Consider the following 21,465-nt stretch of genomic DNA (forward strand, 5'->3'; position numbering starts at 1 on the left):
CGGTGACGGCGTCGACGGCCGCGACATGTCACAGCCCCCTGTCACCGCCGGGTGACAGCGTCCCGCCCGCCCCGCGCCGCGCCGCGCGCGAGAATCCGGGGCCGGCATGCAACATGGACGCGACGCGCGTTCCGGACAGCCTCCTTGCATTTCGATGCAAGCCATTGAATTTGATTGGAAAAATCATCTGGCACGGCCCCTGCGTTGACGTTCCCCGTCACCGAACGCGAGGGCAGGCCCGATGCGCACTCCGATCCACACCGTCCTGTGCACGCTCGGCGTCGGCCTGGCGCTGGCGACCGGCGATGCCCGGGCGGCCGGCGCGCGTACCGGCGTCCAGCCGCAGCACGGCGAGATGGTGCTGCTGCGCGACGTCAACGCGCGTCATGCGGTGCGGCCGGCTCCGCCGAGCCTCGGTCTGATCGTCGACCCGACACCGAACCGGCAACTGCTCCCCGCGCTCGCGAATACCGAACTCAGCGATGCCGATTTCCTCGCGCTCGACACCGGGCAGCAGGTGCAGGCACCCATGCCCGCTTCCGGCAGTCTCGCGGCGCCGCTGGTGCGCACGCTGGCGGGTCCGACGCTGAGCGGCTCGGGCCGGGACGGCGGCGCCCTGCAGGCGCCGGGCGCGCTCGGCGGCGCTGCCGGCGGGCCCTTGGGCGCGATCGGCACTGCCACGCGCGGCATCGGCGCCCAGGTCACCGGCGCCCTGTCGCAGCTGCCGTTCGGCCAGCCGGCGAGCGGGAGCGGTCCGTGAGCGCGCGCGCAGGCCTGCTCGTTGCCTGCCTCGGCCTGGGCGCCGCGCCGGCGGCGGCCGACGACTACGGCGCGATGCTCGGTTATCTCACCCAGTCGCGCATCGAGGGAACGACCTTCGCCGGCGCCTCCGGTGCGCTGGCCCTGAACGTCGCCGCGGGCGACCTCAACCAGCAGAGCAACCTGCGCGCGATCGCCATCGGCACGCGTGCGCTCGCCAGTGCCGACGTCCGCCAGACGCGACGTGGCGACAGGGCCACGTCGCCGGATGCGGCATCGGCGGTCATCGCCGACCGCGCCTTCGCGGGCGCGTCCGGTCTGGCGGGCATCAATCAGGCCAGTGGCCGCGGCAATTCCGCATTCAACGCGGTCGCGCTCGCACTGGCGCAACAGGGCATACGCGAGACCGACGACGACCGCGCGTTGTCGGCGGCCTTCGCGTCGGCGGGGCAACAGCACGATTTCGAACGAGGGGGCGCGACTGCGGGACGCCGCACGGCATCCGTCGACGCCACTGCGCTGCAGGGCTTCGAAGGTGTGTTGCAGCTCAACCAGGTCGCGGGCTCGGCGAACGACACCGGCAACGTCATGTCGATGTCGCTCCAGAGCGGTCCGTGACCCGGCACTTCAACGGAACTTCCACGTGAACCACGAGAGAGAGAGAGAGAGACCACATGAAGACCATGAAATCGACCGTCCTGGCGCTCGCCGTCGGTGCGTTCGCCGCCTCGGCCGCGCAGGCCAGCGGGCCCTCGCATACGCAGACCGACCGCCGCATCGTCGATCACGACATCACCATCGACGACACCCGCAACTACGAGACCAACGTCACCAACACCACCACCAACCTCGAGCTCAATGCGACCGCTGATCTGGCGCTGACCGCGACGGCGGATCTGTCGCTGCGCCAGAACCTCGACCAGAGCCTGGTCGAAAGCACCGAGCGTCGGGTCACCGAAACCATCGACCGCAGCCTCACCGACACCCAGAGCGTCAGCGACAGCTTCGACCGCAGCGTGTCGATCGACCAGAGCCTCGACGAGGCGCACCGCATCCGCACCAACCAGGTCTCCGAGGTGATCGACCGCAGCGAGACCGTCAACTCCGACATCCGCCGCGAGCGCAACGAACACGGCGTGTCGGTGAATCTGGAGAAGAGCCTGTCGTTGAGTTCCGACATCGCCTTCAGCGGCGATCCCACGCTGACCGGCGAGATCGCGATCGACTCGGCTGCGATCGCGGTGATCGACAACCGCCAGTCGGTGAGCGGCAACCTGGGCCGCAACGAGGTGCTGGAGAACGATGCCAGCATCGAGGACGACGTCGCGTCCAGCGCCTCGGGCAACCTGCTGTTCAACGTCGCCGCCGGCGACAACAACGTGCAGGACAACGCCGCGGCGCTGTCGGCGGCCGACGCCGGCTTCGCGTTCGGACTGGCCGATGCCGAGGTGTTCGTCAACCAGGCGGGCAGCGGCAACGTCACGATGAACGAGGGCGTGACCAACATGGCGGGCGTCGGTGGCAACGCGTTCTCCTCGGCCACCGGCAACATTGGCGTTAACGTGGCCTCGGGCAACAACAACGCGCAGAAGAACGCGATGGCCGCGTCCGTGGCCACCGCGGCCTACGCCCAGGCCAGCGTCAGCTCCAACCAGGCCTCCGCGGGCAACCTGACCAGCAACACGGGCAGCTACGAGTCGTTCACCGACACCGTCGACGTGTCGCTGAGCGGCACGATGAGCGGCGGCTCGGTCGCCGTGGGTTTCGGCGGCTACGAGGGCAGCACCAGCGGCAGCTCGTCGAGCCGCGGCAATGCCTACCAGCAGTCGAACTTCTATGCCGACCTGTGGTCCGGTTCCAGCCATCCGTCCGGCAACAGCACGGGGCATGCGGATTTCGACGGCGCCTCGCAGGGCGCGGTCAACAATCCCTACCGCGGCTCGGACGAGCACGGCCCGATCGGCGGCCTGGCGTTCGACACCGATTCCCAAGGCAGCTACCAGGGCAGCGAATCGGGCGATCTGGGCTTCGTCGAACTCGGCTACACCGAGCTCGAAGCCTCGCTCAGCGGCGAAGTGTCGACCACGCGCTGGGTGGCGGTGGCGGCGACCAACAGCGCCGGCCTTTCCGGCAGCGCCTTCAGCAACGCGTCGGGCAACATCGGCGTGAATGTGGCCTCGGGCACCGGCAACCTGCAGGCCAACAGCCTGTCGATGGCGGTCGCCCAGCCGGGTGCGGCGCCGCCGCCGGGCGGTGGCGGCGAGCAGTAAGCGCCCACGAGGTGTGCGTCCGGCCTGCTCCCCGGGCCGGACTCTCCCGGAGCCCCGCGCCACCTGCCCCCGTGGCGCGGGGCCTCCTTCCCTGCGAGGCTCCACGATGCTCCGTCTGATCGCTGCCGTCGCGACGGCCCTGCTGTTTCTGACCGTGGCCGCGCGCGCGCGCGGCGCCGATGTCCAGGTGCACGGCATCCTGCCCAACGGCGCGATCATGCCGGTGCGGCTGGAAAGCATGCGCGAGGCGCGCTACCGGCACATCGTGCGCCAGCACACCGATTACAGCTGCGGCGCGGCCGCACTGGCGACGATTCTCAAGTACGCCTACCGCCTCGATGTCGACGAGGCCACGGTGATCGAAGGCATGATGGGGCTGGCCGACCCCGATGCCGTCCAGGCCCGCGGTTTCTCGCTGCTGGACATCAAGCGCTACGTCGAATCGCTGGGCATGCGCGGACGCGGCTACCGGATCGAGGAAGACCGCCTGCGCGCACTGCGCGTCCCCGGGCTGGTGCTGATGGATGTCCGCGGCTTCCGCCACTTCGTCGTGCTCAAGCAGGTTGCGGGCGACCGGGTCGAGGTCGCCGATCCGATCCTGGGCAACCGCAGCGTGCCGATGGCCGAGTTTCTGGAGTCGTGGCCGTCGCGCGCCATTTTCATCGTCATTGCCAGTGACTTCGATCGCGAGACCGTGCTGTTGCAGCCGATGGCGCGCCCGAGCGCGAAGGCGCTGTTCGCCCGCCAGGGCCCGCTGACCGACGCCGAGCTGCTGGATTTCGGCTTCAGCCACGCCGATCTGTTCTGAACGAGGGTGTCATGACCACACACATCCCATGCCGGCTGATCCTCGCCCTCGTGGCGGGTGCGATCGCCGCACCGGTGCTCGCCGGCCCCGGAACACCGTCGGCCCACGCCGGCGGCCTGCAGGAAATCTCCGATGCCGAGCTCGGCGCGATGCGGGGGCGCTACATCGTCGGCGACAACCGCGTGGCCTGGTTCGGGGTGACCATGGTGTCGGACTGGGCCACCGCCGCCGGTCAGCACCTGCAGGGCGCGATGACGCTCGGCTTCGACCTTCGCGGCGCGCGTCCGACCGTCAGCTTCCAGCCCAGCGTCACGATCACCGCCGGCGAGCTTCCGGCCGTCGCCGGCAGTGGCCAGGTCGACGCGAGTGGACTGGCGAACGTCGGCGGCCTGGTGCAGGCCGTCCAGGTCGCCGGCGACGGCAACACCGCACGCAACGCGATCCGCCTGCGCGTGCGCGACGGCGCGATCCCGGCATCGGCGACGGATCCGGCGGGTCCGGCCGAAGTGCAGACCGGCAATGCATCGGCCCGGGCGACGCTGGACGACGCCGGCGCCCGCGTGCGGCTGGAGGTCGCGGGCCAGGGGTCGGTGACGCAGTGGATCGATGCGCGGGCCATCGGCCAGAGCATCCAGCTCACCGGCGACGGCAGCCGGGTCGGCAACCAGATGCAGCTCGATCTCGTGCGCCAGGCGGTGCCGGCCAGCCAGAGCGTGCACCAGAACCTCATGCAGGCGATCGGAATGACCCGCGCCGGCGGACTCTGACACCACACATCCACACGCGTCGATGCGGGAGGGGGCAATCTTGAAATCGACACACGGACGCGCGCGACGGCCACTGGCGATCGCGCTGGGCATCGCCTTGCTGTCCCCGGGGCTGGTCGTCGCCCAGGAGGCCGCCACGCTGAGCGCGGACGACCGGGCGCAGATGCAGCAGCTGCTGCAGGAGCTCTCGGCGCTGAAGCAGAGCTATGCGCAGGAGGTGCGCCGGCTGCGCGAGCTGGACATGCAGATCCAGGCGTTGCAGGCCCGGGTGGGCGGTGTGGCGCTGGCCGGCACGACCCAGGCGCCGCCGGTGGCGTCCGCGCCGCCGACGCCTGCGCCGGCGCAGGCCCCCGCCGCGGCGCCGGCCGTCCCGCGCGCCGACGAGGGCTATGCCGGCACCGCCGAGGATGCCCAGCGCGCCCAGGACGCCGAGTCGCGCAGCGTCGCCGACGTCAAGCAGCAGAACACCGCACTGTTCAACCGCCGGCTGACGATCGAGAACGGCATCAGCTACAACCGCTACGACCGCAAGCAGGTCACGCTCAACGGCTTCCTGGCGCTCGATGCGATCTTCCTCGGCAACATCGCGATCGAGAACGTCGAGTCCGACACGCTCAACTACAACCTCGCCGCGCGCTGGGGCGTGAGTCCACGGCTCAGTCTCAACCTGGACGTGCCCTACATCGCGCGCAAGACCGTCTACCAGAAGGGCGGCGCAGGCGGCGCGGCGGCCGCCATCGCGCAGGAGGAAACCGACGGCGCAGGACTCGGCGACATCAGCGCCAGCGCGAACTGGAAGCTCTTCGGCGAGCGCGGCGCCTGGCCGGAAACCGTGCTCAACGTCGGCGTCACCGCGCCGACCGGGCGCGAACCCTACGGCATCCCGTGGCGCGTGCTCGAACGCGACGAGGACGAGTTCATCCGCTTCGCCGTGCCCGAGGAGCAGCCCACCGGCAACGGCGTGTGGCAGGCGACGGTCGGCCTGTCGGCGGTGAAGACCACCGATCCGGCGATCCTGTTCGGCAACGTCGGTTACGTGCGTTCGTTCGCGCGCGACTTCGACGATCTGGACAACAACCCGCTGACGGTGAACCCGGGCCGGGTGGCCCTGGGGGATGCGTTCTACTTCGGCGCCGGCGTGGCCTTCGCATTCAACGAGCGCACCAGTCTGAGCATTTCCTTCAGCGACCGGCTCAACGCACGCGCACGCACGCGCTACGAGGGCGGAGACTGGATCAAGCTGATCGGCAGCGACGCCAACGCCGCCACATTGAGCCTGGGCGTGACCCATGCGATGACGCCGAGCGCGACTTTCGTCGGTGTGCTCGGCATCGGTCTCACACCCGATGCCCCCGATTTCAATCTCTCGGTGAAGGTGCCGTACGCCCTCTAGCGGCGCGCCGGTGCCGCAGCGCCGGCGTGCATGCCCACCCCGCAGGCGCGTTCCGGCGGGTGCCCGCGCTCAGCGGCAGGTGTCCGGCGCGATGCCGTGCTTGCGGCACAGGCGGTAGACCGTCATGCGCGAGATCCGCAGCCGCTGCGCGCAGGCGCTGACGTTGCCGCCCGTCGCGTGCAGCGCCGCGAGCAGGGCATCACGATCGGTGCGGTCGCGATGATCGTCCAGCGCGACCACGCGTGCGGTCGAGGCGCCGAGCTGCAGATCGTCGGGCTCGATCAGCGCATGTTCGGCGACGACGGCTGCGCGGCGCACCCGGTTGAGCAGCTCGCGCACGTTGCCGGGCCAGGCGTGGGCGCGCAGGCACTGGCGCGCCGCCGCGCTGAAGCCGCGCGCCTGCACCGGATGGCGGCTGCGGAAGTCGTCGAGGAACTGACGGGCCAGCAGGTCGACGTCGTCACCGCGTTCGCGCAGCGGCGGCAGGCGCAGGCGCAGGACGTCGAGGCGGTAGTAGAGATCCTCGCGGAACCGGCCCTGCACGATCGCGGCCTCGAGGTCGACATGGGTGGCGGCGAGCACGCGCACGTCCACCCGCACGGGGCGGTGACTGCCCACCCGCTCCAGCGTGCCCTCCTGCAGCACGCGCAGCAGGTTGGTCTGGGCCTCGAGCGGCAGGTCACCGATCTCGTCGAGGAAGACCGTGCCGCCGTCGGCCGATTCGAACAGGCCCGTCCGTCGCACGGTGGCGCCGGTGAAGGCGCCGCGCTCGTGGCCGAAGAGCTCGGACTGCACCAGGGTGGGGGCGATCGCACCGCAGTTCACCGCGACGAAGGGACGCTCGCGCCGGCGCGACAGCTCGTGCAGGGCGTGCGCGGCGAGCTCCTTGCCGGTGCCCGACTCGCCGGTGATCAGCACCGGCAGGTCGACATCGGCATAGCGGTGCAGCATCGCGCGTACGCCGAGCATCGCCGGGCTGCGGCCGCCGATGCTGTCGATGTCCCGGAGTGGCCGGGCGACCAGGTCGGCGAGCGCCGTGCCCAGGGCCTCCGGATCGAACGGCGCATGCAGCACCCGGCCGCAGTGGGCGTGGATCCGCGCGCGTGCGGGAGCGTCGTCGCCCTGGCCGTCGACCAGTGCGATCGACGGCAGGTCGGCGTGCTCGAGCAGCAGCGCCTCCAGCGTCGCCAGGCGCGCCGCATCGGCGCCGCGCAGATCGGCGACGAGCACCACCACGTCCTCGCCGCGCATGCCCACCTGGCGGCGCGCATCACCGCCGGCGATCCGCAGATGCCAGCCGCCGGCGGCGAGCAGGGCCTGCTCGCGCGGCGTCGGCAGACCGAACCAGATCGCGCAGCGCTGCGCGGTTGTCGCATTCACCGTGGTCATCGTGCGCCTCCGTCCGGCGACGCCGACAGGCCGGTCGATGCCGGCCGATGGTCCAACTTCATGCCCCTCTCCCCTTGCCCCGGGTACCGCTGCCTTCCACGCGCAAACGCGGCCGAACCGGCCACGCCGCCGTCGCACAGGCTGAGACCGGTGCGCGGCAGACTGGGTCGATGACCGCCGGCCGCCTCCGTCCCCCCGTCGCCACCGCCCGCAAGGGCCGTGGCAGCGCCTCGTGGGTGGCCGGACGTTACGAGCAGCGGAGCGCGATCCCCGAGGACGACGGCTGGGACGGCCTGCAGGCGCTGCAGGACGAGGCTTCCGCCCCGGACACGGTGGTCACCGAGGAGCAGGCCCGCAGCATCGTCAGCCGCAACCGCTCACCCGACATCAGCTTCTCGCAGTCGGTCAATCCCTATCGCGGCTGCGAGCACGGCTGCATCTACTGCTTCGCGCGGCCGTCGCACGCCTATCTGGACCTGTCGCCTGGGCTGGATTTCGAGACCCGGCTGTTCGCCAAGACCAACGCCGCCGAACGGCTGCGGGCCGAATTCGCGCGTCCGTCGTACGTGTGCTCGCCGATCGCGCTGGGCATCAATACCGACGGCTACCAGCCGATCGAACGCCGCTACCGCCTCACCCGGGCCCTGATCGAGGTCATGGCCGAAGCCCGGCATCCCTTCAGCATCGTCACCAAGAGCGCCAACGTCGTCCGCGACCTCGACCTGCTGGCACCGATGGCGGCCGACGGGCTGGTGACCGTGCACCTGTCGGTCACCACCCTGGACCCGCGTCTTTCCGCCCGCATGGAGCCGCGGGCGGCCGCGCCGCACGCCCGGTTGCGGGCGATGCGCGCGCTGTCCGAGGCGGGCGTGCCGGTGGGCGTGCTGGTGGCGCCGGTGGTGCCGGCGATCACCGATCACGAGCTCGAGGCGATCCTGCACGCGGCGCGCGAGGCCGGGGCCGGATCGGCGGGGTACGTCCTATTGCGCCTGCCGCACGAGCTCAAGACGCTGTGGCGGGAATGGCTGATGCTGCACTACCCCGAACGCGCCGCCCACGTGATGAGTCTGGTCCAGCAACTGCACGGCGGCCGCGACTACGACAGCACCTTCGGCCATCGCATGCGCGGCCAGGGCCCGTTCGCGGACCTGCTGCACGCGCGCTTCGCCCGCGCCCATCGTGCGCACGGCTTCGGCCGTCTGCCGCCGCTGCGCTGCGACCTGTTCACCGCGCCGCGCCCGGCGTCGCCCCAGGGCGTGCTGTTCTAGCGGGCATCCGCCCGATCGGCGGCGCCCCGCGGTCTCGACCTCGCGTCCACGCCGGGATTTCCTACACTGCGCGGTCACCCGCTCCCGCACCTGCCGATGTCCGATGTCGCCGCCACGCGTTCGCCCGTCGTCGCCGGGGCGGCCGCGCGCCTGCTCGACGCCCTGCGCGTGCCGGCGGCCGTGCTCGGCGACGACGGGCACTGGCGCCACGTCAATCCCGCGCTCGCCGCCCTGCTGGACACGACCCCGGCGGAGCTGCTCGGCGGGCCCGCGCACCGCCACGTCTGGCCGGACGTCGCGGCGCAGCTCGACAGTGCGCTGCGCCGTGAAGACCCCGCCGCGCCGCAGGAGATCGCCGTCACGTGGACCGCCGCCGACGGCCATCCGCGCGATCTGCGGCTGTCCCTGCAGCCGCTCGGCGCCGGCGAGCTCGTGCTGCAGGTCGAGGACGTCACGGCGCTGACGACACTCGAGCGGCTGCACGAGACCCTGGCGTTCGGCATCTCGCACGAACTGCGCGCGCCGGTACGCGTGATCGAGCAGTTCGCGCGCCGTCTGGCGACGCAGGGCGAGGTGATCGAACCGGCGACCGCGCAGGACCATCTGCAGCGCATCCGCGACGCCGCCGGTCACGCCGGACGCCTGATCGACGGGCTGCTCGAGACGATACGCGCCTCGCGCCCCCCGCGGTCGCCGGGCCCGGTGGACATCAGCCTGCTCGGCGAGTGGATCTGCGCCGAACTGCAGGATGCGGAACCGGGACGGGCCGCCGACGTCCACATCGCACCGGACCTGTGGGCCTGGGGCGAGGAACACACGCTCAAGCAACTGCTCGGCAAGCTCATCGACAACGCCTGGCGGTTCTCCGCGCATCGCGAGCGCGTGCACATCGCGCTCGACGGCGAGCGCCATGGCGACCGCATGCACCTGCGCCTGCGCGACGCCGGCCGTGGTTTCGACATGCGCTATGCTGACCGACTGTTCGTGCCGTTCAGGCGGCTGCACGGCGTCGACGACGGCGCAGGCCACGGCCTCGGTCTGGCGATCGCGCAGCGCATCGCGCACGCGCACGGCGGTCTGATCCGGGTGCAGTCCGAACCCGACGTCGGCACCACCTTCACCATCGAACTGCCGGCGGTGCCGGACGAGGATGCATCTGCGCCATGAGCAACCACACGATCCTGCTGATCGAGGACAACCCCGACGACGCCGAGCTGACCCGGATCGCCTTCGCGGAGGCCGGCATCGACAGCCAGCTGGTCGTGGTCGGTGACGGCGCCGAGGCGCTCGACTACCTCTTCGCCCGCGGCGCACACGCCGGACGTGACGCGACCGATCTGCCGTCGATCGTGCTGCTCGACCTGAACCTCCCCAAGCTCGACGGCCGCGAAGTGCTGCAGGCCCTGCGCGCCAACCCGGCCACGCGCGGCCTGCCGGTCGTGGTGCTGACCACCAGCACCGAGCCCTTCGACGTGGAAGCGAGCTACGCGCTGGGCGTCAACAGCTACATCCGCAAGCCGGTGGACTTCGGCAAGTTCGTCGAGGTGGTCAAGCAGATCGGGTTGTACTGGCTGGTGTTGAACCACCCGCGGGGGTGAGGGTGGTGCGCTGACGCGGTACGCGTCGGCGCGAACGTCGCCCTTGGGCTGCGTCTGCTGATCGGATCCGCGCGTTCCGACGGAATATCTGATCGGGCCGGGTGTTCGAATGGAGGCAACGCGTCGAGGAGGAACCGCGCGCGACGCTCCGCTGCCGCTGCTTTTGCCGTGCTGTTGGCTCCGGCTTTTGGCCGTGGCTTGTCTGCTTTTGGATGTTCGAGCCGTCAAGCGAGCCGAGCATCGCAGGGCGGCGGGGCCGGAGAGCAGCCCATGTCTGAGCGCAGCGAGTTTGGGCTGCGTCACCGTGAAGGTGACAATGTGCCCCATCGACCGAGAAGCGCAGGGGCCCGCCGCGGCTTCATGCGGCGGCTCGCGCCCGGCGAAGGCGGTTTTGCTTACTTTTGACAAGACAAAAGTAAGCCGCGCGTACAGCGCGGAAGCTCTGTTCTTCGCGGCTTCGCGTGGCCACGCAAGACAAGCGAACAAAGCAAGTGCACGGCTTTCGCCCGCTGCGCGTGCGAGTTCCTTTTTGAGGGACCAAAAAGGAACCAAAAAGTCCCTTCGCCGGACGCGATCCGATGCGATGAAGCCGCATCGGTTCCCTGCGCTCCTCGCCTGACGCGGCACATTGGGACCTTTACGGTTCCGCAGCCCAAACTCGCTTCGCTCAGACATGGGCTGCTCTTCGGCCGCGTCAGCCTCCGGTGCTCGGCTCGCTTTACGGCTCGACACGTCAAACGCTGACAGCCAAAGCCAAAGCCAAAGCCAAAGCCAAAGCCAAAGCCAAGAGCCACAGCAAAACGGCACCACAAAACCGCCACAACAAAAACCAAAGCCATCGGCACCGCCAACACCTACACCGATAGGCGGGCCGCCGGATCGACCCAACGCTGCGGGGCAATCAGACGCACAGATCGAGGGATTCAACGCGCGGACGAAACGCCCATGCCGACGCGTGGCCGCCCGCCGACCGGCGCCTCACCCCCCGTACAAGGCCTCCGCACGCTGGAACAGGATCCAGCTCGTCGCGATGAACTTGTCGCCGTTCAACGGCATGTTGCCGCGATGCGTATGTGTGAACGCCGTCGGCGCAATCAGCAGGTCGCCGGTGCGGGGTGCGATCCTGCGGTGCTGGAACAGGAATTCGGTCTCGCCGGCGTCGAAGCCGTCGTTGAGATAGATAGTCCACAGCAGATGGCGGTGCAGGGTTTCGGCGCTGCCGTCGCGCGGAAACAGCTCGCAGTGCCAGTACGGGTACCCGCCCTCGCCGCCCGTGTACCACTGCAGGTTGATCGCGCCCGGGCGCAGGCAGGTCTGCAGCAGGCTGCCGAGGTGAGCGTCGTCCATGCCGGCGAAATCCTCGGCCACCAGCCGGCGCAGCTGCCCGTCGGCGCCGGGCTGCTGCAGCATCAGCGGCGCGATCAGCACCTGCGGGTACTTGCGCAGATAGGCCATCAGGCCGCCGTAGACGGCGACGTTGAGTTGCTGCACGACGTCGGCCCAGTCGGCGCGGTCGTTGATCGACAGGTCGCGGCTGCGCTTGAGTTCGGGATAGATGCCGCCGCCCACCTGGCCCGGCTGCAGGTCCCGGCTTTCGCGCAGGCGCGCGACGATCGCCGCGCAGGCCTCGGGCGACAGCGCGCCGGGCGTGACCTCGATGAAATCGGCGGCGCTCATGCGGCCGCGCCGTCGTGCTGCAGGTGGTAGCGCGTCGCCGCGTCCACTTCGTCCTTCGAACCGAGGAACACCGGCACGCGCTGGTGCAGCGAGGTCGGCTGCAGGTCGAGGATGCGTTCGCGTCCGGTGGTCGCCGCGCCGCCGGCCTGCTCGACCAGCATCGCCATTGGATTGGCTTCGTACATCAGCCGCAGCTTGCCCGGCTTGCCGGGGTCCTTGGCGTCCCACGGGTAGATGAAGATGCCGCCGCGGGTGAGGATGCGATGCACGTCGCCGACCATCGCGGCCACCCAGCGCATGTTGAAATCCTTGCCGCGCGGGCCGGACGTGCCGGCCAGCAGATCGGCCACATAAGCCTGCATCGGCGGCTCCCAGTGGCGCTGGTTGGACATGTTCACCGCGAACTCGCGGGTCTGCTGCGGAATCCGCAGGTCCGCTTTCGTCAGTACGAACGAGCCCTGCTCGCGGTCCAGCGTGAACGCGTGCGTGCCGTGGCCGATGGTCAGCACCAGCATCGTACTCGGCCCGTAGAGGCAGTAGCCCGCCGCGACCTGGGTGTGACCGGGCTGCAGGAAGTCGGCATCGCCGGCCGCGGTGACCCCTTCGGGGCAGCGCAGCACCGAGAAGATGGTGCCCACGCTGGCGTTGATGTCGATGTTCGAGCTGCCGTCGAGCGGATCGAACACCAGCAGGTAGTTGCCGCGCGGAAAGCCGTCGGGAATCGGCTGCGAATGCTCCATTTCCTCCGACGCACACGCCGCCAGATGGCCGCCCCAGGCATTGGCCTCGAGCAGGATGTCGTTGCTGATCACGTCGAGCTTCTTCTGCGCCTCGCCCTGCACGTTGATGCTGTCGCCGTGGCCGGCCTCGCCGAGCACGCCGCCGAGCGCGCCCTTGCCCACGGCGACCGAGATCCGCTTGCAGGCGCGCGCGACCACTTCCAGCAGCAGCTGCAGGTCGGGCGTGAGCTGGCCCTGGCGCTGGGCTTCGATCAGGTGGCGGGTGAGGGAAATGCTGGCCATGGCGACATCCGGTGCGACGGGAGCCGCCATTGTCGCCGCATCGCGCGGGCGGTGTCCGCGGCCCAGGTTGTATTCTGGGCGGGTTTCGCACGCCGTTCCGGCTGCGGAATCCGCCCCCTCCGTCGTACAGGCCGTTTCCGTGTCCACATTCTTCGCAGACGTCGAACTCGTCCCCGGTGATCCCATCCTCGGCCTCAGCGAGGCCTACAACGCCGACCCGCGCGCCACCAAGGTCAACCTGGGCGTGGGCATCTACTACGACGAGAGCGGCCGCATTCCCGTGCTCGACGCCGTGCGCGAGGTCGAACAGCGCCTGGCGGCCGAAGCGAAGCCGCGCGGCTATCTGCCGATCGACGGCATGCCCGATTACACCCGCGCCACCCGCGCGCTGCTGTTCGGCGCGGAGTCCCCGCTGGTGGCCGAGGGCCGCGTCGCCACCACCCAGACCATCGGCGGCAGTGGCGCGCTGCGCACCGGCGCGGACCTGCTGAAGAAGGTGCTGCCGCACGCGACCATCGCGATCAGCAACCCGAGCTGGGAAAACCATCGCGCGGTCTTCGGCGCGGTCGGCTTCGAGGTCGTCGATTACACCTATTTCGACGCCGCCACCCACGGTGTCGACTTCGCCGGCATGCTCGCCGATCTGCGCAGGCTCGAGGCCGGCACCGTCGTGCTGCTGCACGCCTGCTGCCACAACCCCACCGGCGCCGATCTCACCGTCGAGCAATGGCGCCAGGTCATCGAGGTGCTGCGCGAGCGCGATCTGTTCCCGTTCATCGACATGGCCTACCAGGGCTTCGACCGCAGCATCGACGAGGATGCGGCAGCGGTGCGCCTGCTGGCCGAATCCGGCATCGCCACCTTCGTCGTCGCCAGTTCGTATTCCAAATCCTTCTCGCTCTACGGCGAGCGCGTGGGCGCGCTCTCCGTGGTCTCGGCCACGGCGGACGAGAGCACGCGCGTGCAGTCGCAGATCAAGCGGATCATCCGCGCGAACTACTCCAGCCCGTCGACCCACGGCGCCGCGCTGGTGGCCGGCGTGCTCGGCAGCGCCGAGCTGCGCGCGCGCTGGGAGACCGAACTGGGCCAGATGCGCGAGCGCATCCACGCCCTGCGCGCGGGTCTGGTCGAGAAGCTCGCCGCCAAGGGCGCGCCGGAGTTCGCGTTCATCCAGGACCAGGCCGGCATGTTCTCGTACTCGGGCCTGAGCCGGGCACAGGTGGAGCGTCTGCGCGAGGAGTTCGGCATCTACGCCGTCGGCACCGGGCGCATCTGCGTGGCCGCGCTGAGCCTGAAGACCCTGGACTACGTGGCCGACGCGGTCGCGACGGTCAGCCGCGGCTGATCACGCTCGCCGTCCTCCCCGCGTGCGGGGAGGTGGTTGTCACCGGTCACGAACGACTGCCGCACCCGCGCGGCGCCTTCCGTCACGTCGGGCGCCGCACGCGTGCCCGCCGGAACGCGCGCAGCTCGCGCGTCAGCAGTGCGAGCAGGACACCCGGTGCGACGAACTGCACCGCGATCTGCACGCTGCGCCGCACGGTGAGGCGGATCGCCTCGCGCACGTCGTCGCGCGCGATCCACGGGTCGAAGTCGCGCCAGCCGACCCACACGCACAGCACCAGGGCGACGCACAGCGCGAGGACACGCCAGCTGCGCGCACGGTCCGACGGGTTCATGCCGCGGCCTGGGCGAAATGCCCGTGGAAGCCCAGCGGAAACGCGTACGGCAGCCACGCGGTCGCGAGCGGACCGTCGCCGATGCGCTGCGCATCCAGCACCGCGATGCCGCTGCGGTCGCGGGTGGGGTCGAGCAGGGTGCCCACCAGCCAGCCGTCGTCGGGCCGCGTGCTGCCCGGGCGCGGCACGAAGACGTGCTCCTCGACGAGGATGTCGCGCCCGTACCGGTGCACCGCACGGAGGTCCGCCGCCGCATCGATCATCTGCACCGCATTGAAATAGGGCGCGCTCGCCTCGCCGACGGTCGCGGGCATGTACAGGCGCGCGCCGCGGTCGCCGGCCGTGCGGGCGTCGAAGAGCGGAAGCTCCATGCCCGGCACGCCGAGCATGTGCCACCGCGCGCGGCCCGCGCGCAGATCCAGCCGCAGTTCAGCCAGCTGCGCCGGCGAGGCGGCGCCGGCATGGCCGAACATCGCGGCGCGATGCGGCGAGCGCGCATGCTCCACGTCGTCGTGGTGCGCGGCCCGCACGATGAGTTCGCTGCCGCGTTCGAAGGCGTCGCCGAAGTGGTAGATCGCCGCGAAGTCGACCTCGAACCGGCGCATCACCCGGTCGGGCGCGGTCTTGTCGATCACCAGCGCCGTGCACGGGCGCTGCGGGGCGAACGCCATGCTCTCGAAGAACGAGCCGCCGGCCGTACGATCGAACGGCGTCATCAGGAACACCAGATACCGGTCGGTCTGCGCGAAGGCATGCAGATAGCCGGGTGCATCGAGGGTGTGCACATGCGCGTCGATCAGGCGCGCATCCGCGCCGATGTGCCACAGCAGCAGGCCGCCGCCGCCCATCAGCGACAGCGCACCGAAATTCCACCAGCTGCCGTCGCGGTCCCGCAGCGGATGCGCCGAGAACGGCAGCGCCTGGAGATCGGGCCGCCATGTCGTCGGCCCCAGCGTGGCCAGTTCGTCGGGATCGAGTTCGAATGCCGAGCCGCCCTCGTACAGCGCGAACAGGCGCCCCCCGATCGTCACCACCGAGGTGTTGGCGGTATTGGCGTCGTCGTTGTTGCGGATGGCCACCGGCTCGGCGATCGTGGTGCCGGCGGCCGGCGTGTTGAAGCGGCCGGCGCGCTGTTCGCGCTGGAACTTGGGCGTCTGCACCATGCGCCCGCGATGGGTGACCGCACCGTTGCCGAACTGCCAGCCGTGGACCATGCCGTCACCGTCGAACCAGTGTTCGTAGCGGAAGCCGTCGCGCTCGAACCAGGCCGGGCCGTTGCGATACAGCGTGCCGGCGAAGTCGGCCGGCAGCCGCCCTTCGAGCTGCACGGTGGTGGGACCGAAGGCCTCGGCGGCGACCTGGCGCCAGCCCGCGAGATAGGGACGCTCGCGCAGGCCGGCGGCGAATTCGGCCGGGTCTCCGGCCAGGGCCTCGCCGCCGCGCAGCAGCGCGGGGCCCAGCGCGGCGACGGTGGCGCCGGAGAGCAGAGTGCGAAGGAAGCGGCGACGGTCCATGGCGGGCTCCTGGGGCGAGGGCGGATCAGCGGATCGCGATGTCGAGCGCCAGCGCGTCGGCGCCGATCTCGAATGCGGCTTCGTCGAAGGTCGGCTTGCGCATCACCCGCGGATTGTTGCTGAAGCCGTAACCCTCGACCGGCATGCCGATCACGTTCGTGTCCAGCGTGCCGTTGCCGTTCTCGTCGTGGATCACCATCAGCGCGTAGCGGCCCGCCGGCAGGTCGGCGAAGGTGACCGGGGTGACGGCGCCCGCCGGCGCGACCCGCTGCGCGGCGACCGGCCCGCTGCGGCCGGCGTAGCCGTCGGCGTCGACCAGCGCCACCTGGAACTGGCCGCTCTGGCTGCGCGCCTCGTGGATCGAGACCGTGACGTCGCCCGCATGCGCGGGCGCGGCGAGCGCGGCGGCGGCCAGCAGGGCGACGGGGATGAAGAAGGGGGCGGGGATGCGGCGCATGGTGATGTCCTCGTTGGGTGTGGGGCCAGTGTCGGCGGCCGCCCCGCCGGTGCCAGCTGCCGGTGGTCATCGATCCGCCGTGCCGGAAGTCACTTTCGCCGCGCCGCCCATTGCCGCCGCGCGGGGCGGGCGGCAGCATGCCGGCATGGACCGCAGCCGCCTGCTCAACCCGCTCAACCTCGCCGCGCTGCTGACCCTCGGCGCGATCTCGCTGTCGATCCGCTACTTCGACGAGGGCAGCCGGCCGCTGGCGTGGTGCCTGCTCGGACTGTTCGCGGCCGGTTTCCTGTCGCTGTCACTGTGGCCGCCCCGGCTGCGCCTCGCCGAGCACGCGGTGCTCGCGGCGCTGCCGGTGATCGCGCTCGCCCTGATCGCGCTCGACCCGCGCATCGGCACCGCGCCGGTGCTGCTGGTGATCTGGGCCGGTGCGGTCTTCGCCGACTGGCCCTCGCGCCGGGCGGTGCTCGCGGTGCTCGCGGTCAACGTCGCCTACTACCTCGTGCTCAAGCATGCCGGCGGGCTGCGTGCGCCGTTGATGTCGGTCCTGATCTTCATCGGCTTCCAGGCGTTCGCCGCGCTGTGCATGCATTACGCGCGCAGCGCCGAGCGTGCGCGTGATGCGCTCGCCCAGGTCAATGCCGATCTTCTGGCCACCCGTGCCCTGCTCGCCGACAGCGCCCGCGATGCCGAGCGCCTGCGCGTGGCGCGGGAACTGCACGACGTGGCCGGGCACAAGCTCACCGCGATGCGGCTCAACCTGCGCGCACTCGCCGACGAACCGGGCTTCGCCGGCAATGCGCAGCTGCGCATCGCCGAACAGCTCTCGGGCGAACTGCTGGGCGACATCCGCAACGTTGTCCAGGCCCTGCGCGACAGCGGCGGTCTCGACCTGGCGACCGCGTTGCGCGCGCTGGCGGCGCCGATGCCCCGCCCGCGCCTGCAGCTCGACATCGCCGACGATGTGCGCGTGACCGACCCGGCGATCGCCGAGGCCGTGCTCCGCCTGGTCCAGGAAGCCCTGACGAACGCGGCGAGACACGCCGATGCCGACACGCTCGACGTCGCCCTGCATCGCGACGGCGATGTGCTGCATGTGACCATCGAGGACGACGGACACGTGCGCGAAGGCTGGCGCGAGGGCAACGGGATCTGCGGCATGCGCGAGCGCCTGGCGGCGCTGCACGGCCGCTTGCGGCTGGCGCGCACCGCGCGCGGCGCGATGCGCATCGATGCGGAGCTGCCGGCATGAACGTGCGCGTCGCGCTGGCCGACGACCAGGCCCTGGTGCGCGCCGGCCTGCGCGCGCTGCTCGAACGCCACGGCATCGACATCGTGTTCGAGGCCGATTCGGGCACCTCGCTGCTGGAACGCCTGGCCGCGCAGCCGGTCGACGTCGTGCTCAGCGACATCCGCATGCCGGGCATGGACGGCATCGACGCCCTCGTCGCCCTGCGCGCGCGTGGCGACACGACGCCGGTGCTGCTGCTGACGACCTTCGACGACAGCGACCTGCTGCTGCGCGCCACCGATGCCGGCGCGCAGGGATTCCTGCTCAAGGACGCCGCGCCGGACGACCTGCGCGATGCGATCGCGCGGGTCGCGGCCGGCGACACCCTGTTGCAGCCGGTCAGCACCGAACCGGTGCGCGCGCGTTACCGCTTCCACGACGATCATGCGCCGCGCGAGACCTTCACCGAACGCGAGGTCGCGATCCTGCGCCTGCTGGCCGGCGGCTATTCCAACAAGGAGATCGCCCGCAGCCTGTTTCTGGCCGAGGGCACGGTGAAGAACTACGTGTCGGCGATTCTGGAAAAGCTCGGCACCCGCGACCGCACGCGCGCGGTGTTGAAGGCGATCACCCTGCAGGTGATCTGAGGCCGCACGCGCGTCCATCCGCGGCGCGCCGTCATGTATGCGATGGCGTGAGGGGCGGCGACGGTCGATGGCGGGTTCATCCCGCGTGGCCGCCGTCGACGGGGCACCACGTCGCGCGGATGCGCCGACCGGAACGCGACGGCGCCAGCCGCCCGGCGTGCGCCGAGGCTTCACCGATCGACGGAGATGCGCGGGCCTCGCGATGACGCCCCTGCGACACCCCGTCCCAGGCCGTTCACGCCCGCGTTTGCGACAATGCACGACGCGATGCGCCGCATTGCCCCCGCTCTTCCCGGAGATGTCATGTCGAACCGCGTCTGGCGCGGCGCGCTCGCGCTGCTGCTGTCGATTCCCGCCACCGGTGCATTCGCGCGCGTCTGTCCGCTGACCGTCGACAGCGACGATTCCATGCGCTTCGCGCAGACCGAGCTGCGCGTGGCCGCCGACTGCACCCAGGTGCGGCTGACCCTGCGCCACAGCGGCCGCGTACCGGCCACGGCCATGGGCCACAACTGGGTGCTCACGCGCACCGCCGACTACCGCCAGGTCGCGATCGCCGGCGGCCGTGCACGTCTGGCCGACAGCTATCTGCCGAAGGACGATGCGCGCGTCATCGCCCATACGAAGGTGATCGGCGGCGGCGAATCGACCACGATCACCTTTCCCGTGCGCGGCCTGCAGCGCGGCGGCGACTACACCTACTTCTGCTCGTTTCCGGGCCACTGGAACGTGATGCGCGGCAAGCTGGTGATCGAATGAGCCGCGTCGCCTCCCGCACCGTGCTGGCGATGGCGATCGCGGCCGCCGGCGCGCCGGTCTGGGCGCAAGCCGCTGCAGACGACGCGGACCTCGCGACGGCGCCGCGGACACTCGAGCGTGTGCGCGTCGATGCCACGCGCCTGCGCGGCGTCAGCGATTTCGACACCCCGGCCTCGGTCGATGCGATCCGGCTCGACGACGCCGCCAGCAACCGCGCCGGCACCGTCGCGTCCGAACCGCTGGCGGGCGTGCCCGGCCTGCTCGCGCGCGACCGCCAGAACCACGCGCAGGACACGCAGCTGTCGATCCGCGGCTTCGGTGCCCGCTCCACCTTCGGCGTGCGCGGCGTGCGCCTGTTCGCCGACGGCATTCCGGCCTCGATGCCGGACGGCCAGGGCCAGCTGTCGCATTTCAGCCTCGTCGGCGGCGACCGCATCGAGATCATGCGCGGCCCGTTCTCGGCGCTCTACGGCAACTCGTCCGGCGGCGTGGTGCAGATCTGGAGCGCCGACGGCGCGCCGGGCGACGACTGGCGCTTCAAGGTCAGCGAGGGCCGCGACCGCACCACCAGCCTGTCGACGCAGCTGCGCGGCGGCACGCAGGCGGCCGGCTACAACCTCGCGCTGTCGCGGTTCGACACCGACGGCTGGCGCGACCACAGCGCCGCGCGCCGCGATTCGGCGAACGCGAGGCTGCGCTTCGATCTCGGCGACCGCCGTCGGCTGGACCTGGTGGCCAACCACGTCGACGTCGACGCGCTGGATCCGCTGGGCCTCACCGCCGCGCAGGTGCGCGAGACCCCGCGCCAGGTCGCCGCCGTCGCGCGCCAGTTCGATACGCGCAAGACCGTGCGCCAGACCCAGGCCGGCGCGGTCTACGAACACGGCCTCGGCGCGGCGCACACGCTGCGCGCGATGGCCTATGGCGGCGAACGTGCGGTCGTGCAGATCCTGCCGATTCCGGCCGCGGCGCAGGCCAATCCGCTCAATTCCGGCGGGGTGATCGATCTCGACAACCGCTACGGCGGGCTGGACCTGCGCTGGAGCTGGGAGGGCGCGCTGGCCGGGCGCCCGCTCGAGGCGACCGTCGGCGCGAATGCCGATCGCCAGCGCCAGCACCGGCAGGGGTTCGAGAACTTCGTCGGTGACACGCTCGGTGTGCGCGGCCGCCTGCGCCGCGACGAGCGCAATACGGTCGAGAACATCGACCAGTTCGCGCAGGTCTACTGGACGTTCGCGCCGCGCTGGTCGCTGCTGGCCGGCGTGCGTCACAGCGAGGTCGAGTTCGTCTCGCGCGATGCCTACGTCACCGCGACCAATCCCGACGACAGCGGCCGCATCGCGTTCCGCCAGACCTCGCCGGTGGTGGGCGTCACGTTCGCGCCGCGCGACGATCTGCGCGTCTACGCCTCGGCCGGGCGTGGTTTCGAGACGCCGACCTTCAACGAGCTCGGCTATCGCGCCGACGGCGGCGCCGGGCTCGCGTTCGACCTGGCGCCGGCGGTGAGCGACAACCTCGAAGTCGGCGCCAAGTGGCAGGCGCGTTCGGGCGCGTCGCTCAACGTGGCGCTGTTCCGCGCCGACACCGACGACGAACTCGCGGTCGCGCGCAACGTCGGCGGCCGCAGCAGCTTCCAGAACATCGGTCGTGCGCGGCGCCAGGGCACGGAGCTGTCACTGCGCCAGCCGCTGGGAGACGCATTCGATCTCAGCGTCGCCGCGACCTGGCTCGATGCCACCTTCCGCGACGACTATCGGGTCTGCACCGGCGCCGGCTGCACGGTGCCGGCCACGCCGGTGGCGGCGGGCGCACGCATTCCGGGCGTGCCGGCGCGGCAGCTGTTCGCGCGGCTCGACTGGCGCGACGGGCCGTGGAGCGCGGCGATCGAGGGGGTGGGCGTCGGCGACGTGGTCGTCGACGATCTGGCGACTGCGCGCGCGGCGGGCTACGCCCTGCTGCATCTCGAAGGCGCACGCCACTGGCGCTTCGCGGCCGGCGACCTGCGCACCTTCGTCCGCGTCCACAACCTGCTCGACCACGCCTACATCGGCTCGGTCATCGTCAACGAAGGCAACGGCCGGTTCTTCGAGCCGGGCCCGGGGCGCGGAGTACTGGTCGGCGCGCAGTGGACCTGGGACCGGTGAAGCAGATTTGGAAACGGTGAAGAGGCGCGATTGAAGCATCGCGCCGGCGGCGGAGGTCACCTCGAACCCCGCCATTCCCGCGCACG

General features: G+C 70.9%; 20 protein-coding genes. 14 read left to right on the plus strand and 6 right to left on the minus strand.

All coding sequences use genetic code 11. The annotated features are described in order from the left end of the window. Nucleotides 1–241: 241 nt before the first annotated feature. The 6 genes from PQS31_RS08590 (at nt 242) to PQS31_RS08615 (ending at nt 5,997) form a co-directional block, all read left to right on the plus strand. Nucleotides 242–760 carry a hypothetical protein gene (locus PQS31_RS08590; RefSeq protein WP_272762293.1) on the plus strand — a complete coding sequence of 173 codons (519 nt, stop codon included), beginning with the start codon at nt 242–244 and terminating at the stop codon, nt 758–760. Then, on the plus strand, nt 757–1,377 hold the full coding sequence (locus PQS31_RS08595; protein ID WP_272762294.1) for a hypothetical protein: 621 nt from the start codon (nt 757–759) through the stop codon (nt 1,375–1,377). The genes PQS31_RS08590 and PQS31_RS08595 overlap by 4 nt, the downstream gene beginning before the upstream one ends. 56 nt (nt 1,378–1,433) lie before the next feature. Continuing rightward, nucleotides 1,434–3,029, plus strand: coding sequence for an adhesin (locus tag PQS31_RS08600; RefSeq protein ID WP_272762295.1), 1,596 nt, complete (start codon nt 1,434–1,436; stop codon nt 3,027–3,029). A 106-nt stretch (nt 3,030–3,135) separates the two neighbouring features. Continuing rightward, on the plus strand, nt 3,136–3,837 hold the full coding sequence (locus PQS31_RS08605) for a C39 family peptidase (protein WP_272762296.1): 702 nt from the start codon (nt 3,136–3,138) through the stop codon (nt 3,835–3,837). 11 nt (nt 3,838–3,848) lie between these two features. Further along, nucleotides 3,849–4,604 carry a hypothetical protein gene (locus PQS31_RS08610; protein ID WP_272762297.1) on the plus strand — a complete coding sequence of 252 codons (756 nt, stop codon included), beginning with the start codon at nt 3,849–3,851 and terminating at the stop codon, nt 4,602–4,604. A gap of 85 nt (nt 4,605–4,689) precedes the next feature. Then, nucleotides 4,690–5,997 carry a hypothetical protein gene (locus PQS31_RS08615; RefSeq protein ID WP_336314345.1) on the plus strand — a complete coding sequence of 436 codons (1,308 nt, stop codon included), beginning with the start codon at nt 4,690–4,692 and terminating at the stop codon, nt 5,995–5,997. Nucleotides 5,998–6,066: 69 nt separating this feature from the next. Here the strand turns inward: PQS31_RS08615 and PQS31_RS08620 are convergent, their stop codons facing one another. Next, complete coding sequence (locus PQS31_RS08620) at nt 6,067–7,386, minus strand: sigma-54 dependent transcriptional regulator (protein WP_272762299.1); 1,320 nt, start codon at nt 7,384–7,386, stop codon at nt 6,067–6,069. 170 nt (nt 7,387–7,556) lie between these two features. Here PQS31_RS08620 and PQS31_RS08625 point away from each other — a divergent pair, with 170 nt between their 5' ends. The 3 genes from PQS31_RS08625 (at nt 7,557) to PQS31_RS08635 (ending at nt 10,252) form a co-directional block, all read left to right on the plus strand. Then, a complete protein-coding gene (locus PQS31_RS08625) occupies nt 7,557–8,654 on the plus strand; it encodes a PA0069 family radical SAM protein (protein WP_272762300.1) in 1,098 nt (365 codons plus the stop codon). A 96-nt stretch (nt 8,655–8,750) separates the two neighbouring features. Beyond that, nucleotides 8,751–9,821 carry a PAS domain-containing sensor histidine kinase gene (locus tag PQS31_RS08630; RefSeq protein WP_272762301.1) on the plus strand — a complete coding sequence of 357 codons (1,071 nt, stop codon included), beginning with the start codon at nt 8,751–8,753 and terminating at the stop codon, nt 9,819–9,821. Further along, complete coding sequence (locus PQS31_RS08635) at nt 9,818–10,252, plus strand: response regulator (RefSeq protein WP_272762302.1); 435 nt, start codon at nt 9,818–9,820, stop codon at nt 10,250–10,252. The genes PQS31_RS08630 and PQS31_RS08635 overlap by 4 nt, the downstream gene beginning before the upstream one ends. 978 nt (nt 10,253–11,230) lie before the next feature. On the opposite strand, the gene PQS31_RS08640 is transcribed toward PQS31_RS08635, so the two are convergent. Together PQS31_RS08640 and PQS31_RS08645 are read right to left on the minus strand one after the other, a co-directional pair. Further along, nucleotides 11,231–11,929 (minus strand): 2OG-Fe(II) oxygenase, encoded by a 699-nt coding sequence (locus PQS31_RS08640; RefSeq protein ID WP_272762303.1) that lies wholly within the window; start codon nt 11,927–11,929, stop codon nt 11,231–11,233. Beyond that, complete coding sequence (locus tag PQS31_RS08645) at nt 11,926–12,951, minus strand: class 1 fructose-bisphosphatase (protein WP_272762304.1); 1,026 nt, start codon at nt 12,949–12,951, stop codon at nt 11,926–11,928. Before PQS31_RS08645 ends, PQS31_RS08640 begins: the two co-directional genes overlap by 4 nt. A 139-nt stretch (nt 12,952–13,090) precedes the next feature. On the opposite strand from PQS31_RS08645, the gene PQS31_RS08650 reads away from it, so the two are divergent. Next, nucleotides 13,091–14,296 (plus strand): amino acid aminotransferase, encoded by a 1,206-nt coding sequence (locus PQS31_RS08650; protein WP_272762305.1) that lies wholly within the window; start codon nt 13,091–13,093, stop codon nt 14,294–14,296. A gap of 82 nt (nt 14,297–14,378) precedes the next feature. Here PQS31_RS08650 and PQS31_RS08655 read toward each other — a convergent pair whose 3' ends face one another. From PQS31_RS08655 to PQS31_RS08665, 3 genes are read right to left on the minus strand one after another with little or no spacing between them, the layout of a single operon-like run. Further along, nucleotides 14,379–14,630 carry a hypothetical protein gene (locus tag PQS31_RS08655; protein ID WP_272762306.1) on the minus strand — a complete coding sequence of 84 codons (252 nt, stop codon included), beginning with the start codon at nt 14,628–14,630 and terminating at the stop codon, nt 14,379–14,381. Next, complete coding sequence (locus tag PQS31_RS08660) at nt 14,627–16,144, minus strand: carotenoid oxygenase family protein (RefSeq protein ID WP_272762307.1); 1,518 nt, start codon at nt 16,142–16,144, stop codon at nt 14,627–14,629. Before PQS31_RS08660 ends, PQS31_RS08655 begins: the two co-directional genes overlap by 4 nt. Before the next feature lie 25 nt (nt 16,145–16,169). Next, nucleotides 16,170–16,601 (minus strand): DUF2141 domain-containing protein, encoded by a 432-nt coding sequence (locus PQS31_RS08665; RefSeq protein ID WP_272762308.1) that lies wholly within the window; start codon nt 16,599–16,601, stop codon nt 16,170–16,172. A 49-nt stretch (nt 16,602–16,650) separates the two neighbouring features. Here PQS31_RS08665 and PQS31_RS08670 point away from each other — a divergent pair, with 49 nt between their 5' ends. From PQS31_RS08670 to PQS31_RS08685, 4 genes are all read left to right on the plus strand, one after another. Beyond that, nucleotides 16,651–17,850: a histidine kinase gene (locus tag PQS31_RS08670; RefSeq protein WP_272762522.1), complete on the plus strand. Its 1,200-nt coding sequence runs from the start codon at nt 16,651–16,653 to the stop codon at nt 17,848–17,850. After that, nucleotides 17,847–18,476: a response regulator transcription factor gene (locus PQS31_RS08675; protein ID WP_272762309.1), complete on the plus strand. Its 630-nt coding sequence runs from the start codon at nt 17,847–17,849 to the stop codon at nt 18,474–18,476. Before PQS31_RS08670 ends, PQS31_RS08675 begins: the two co-directional genes overlap by 4 nt. A gap of 303 nt (nt 18,477–18,779) precedes the next feature. Next, nucleotides 18,780–19,235, plus strand: a complete 456-nt coding sequence (gene azu, locus PQS31_RS08680; protein WP_272762310.1) for an azurin — start codon at nt 18,780–18,782, stop codon at nt 19,233–19,235. Further along, a complete protein-coding gene (locus tag PQS31_RS08685) occupies nt 19,232–21,379 on the plus strand; it encodes a TonB-dependent receptor (RefSeq protein ID WP_272762311.1) in 2,148 nt (715 codons plus the stop codon). The genes azu and PQS31_RS08685 overlap by 4 nt, the downstream gene beginning before the upstream one ends. Nucleotides 21,380–21,465 lie beyond the last annotated feature (86 nt).

Source organism: Luteimonas sp. BLCC-B24, from assembly GCF_028550595.1.
Taxonomy (GTDB): domain Bacteria; phylum Pseudomonadota; class Gammaproteobacteria; order Xanthomonadales; family Xanthomonadaceae; genus Luteimonas.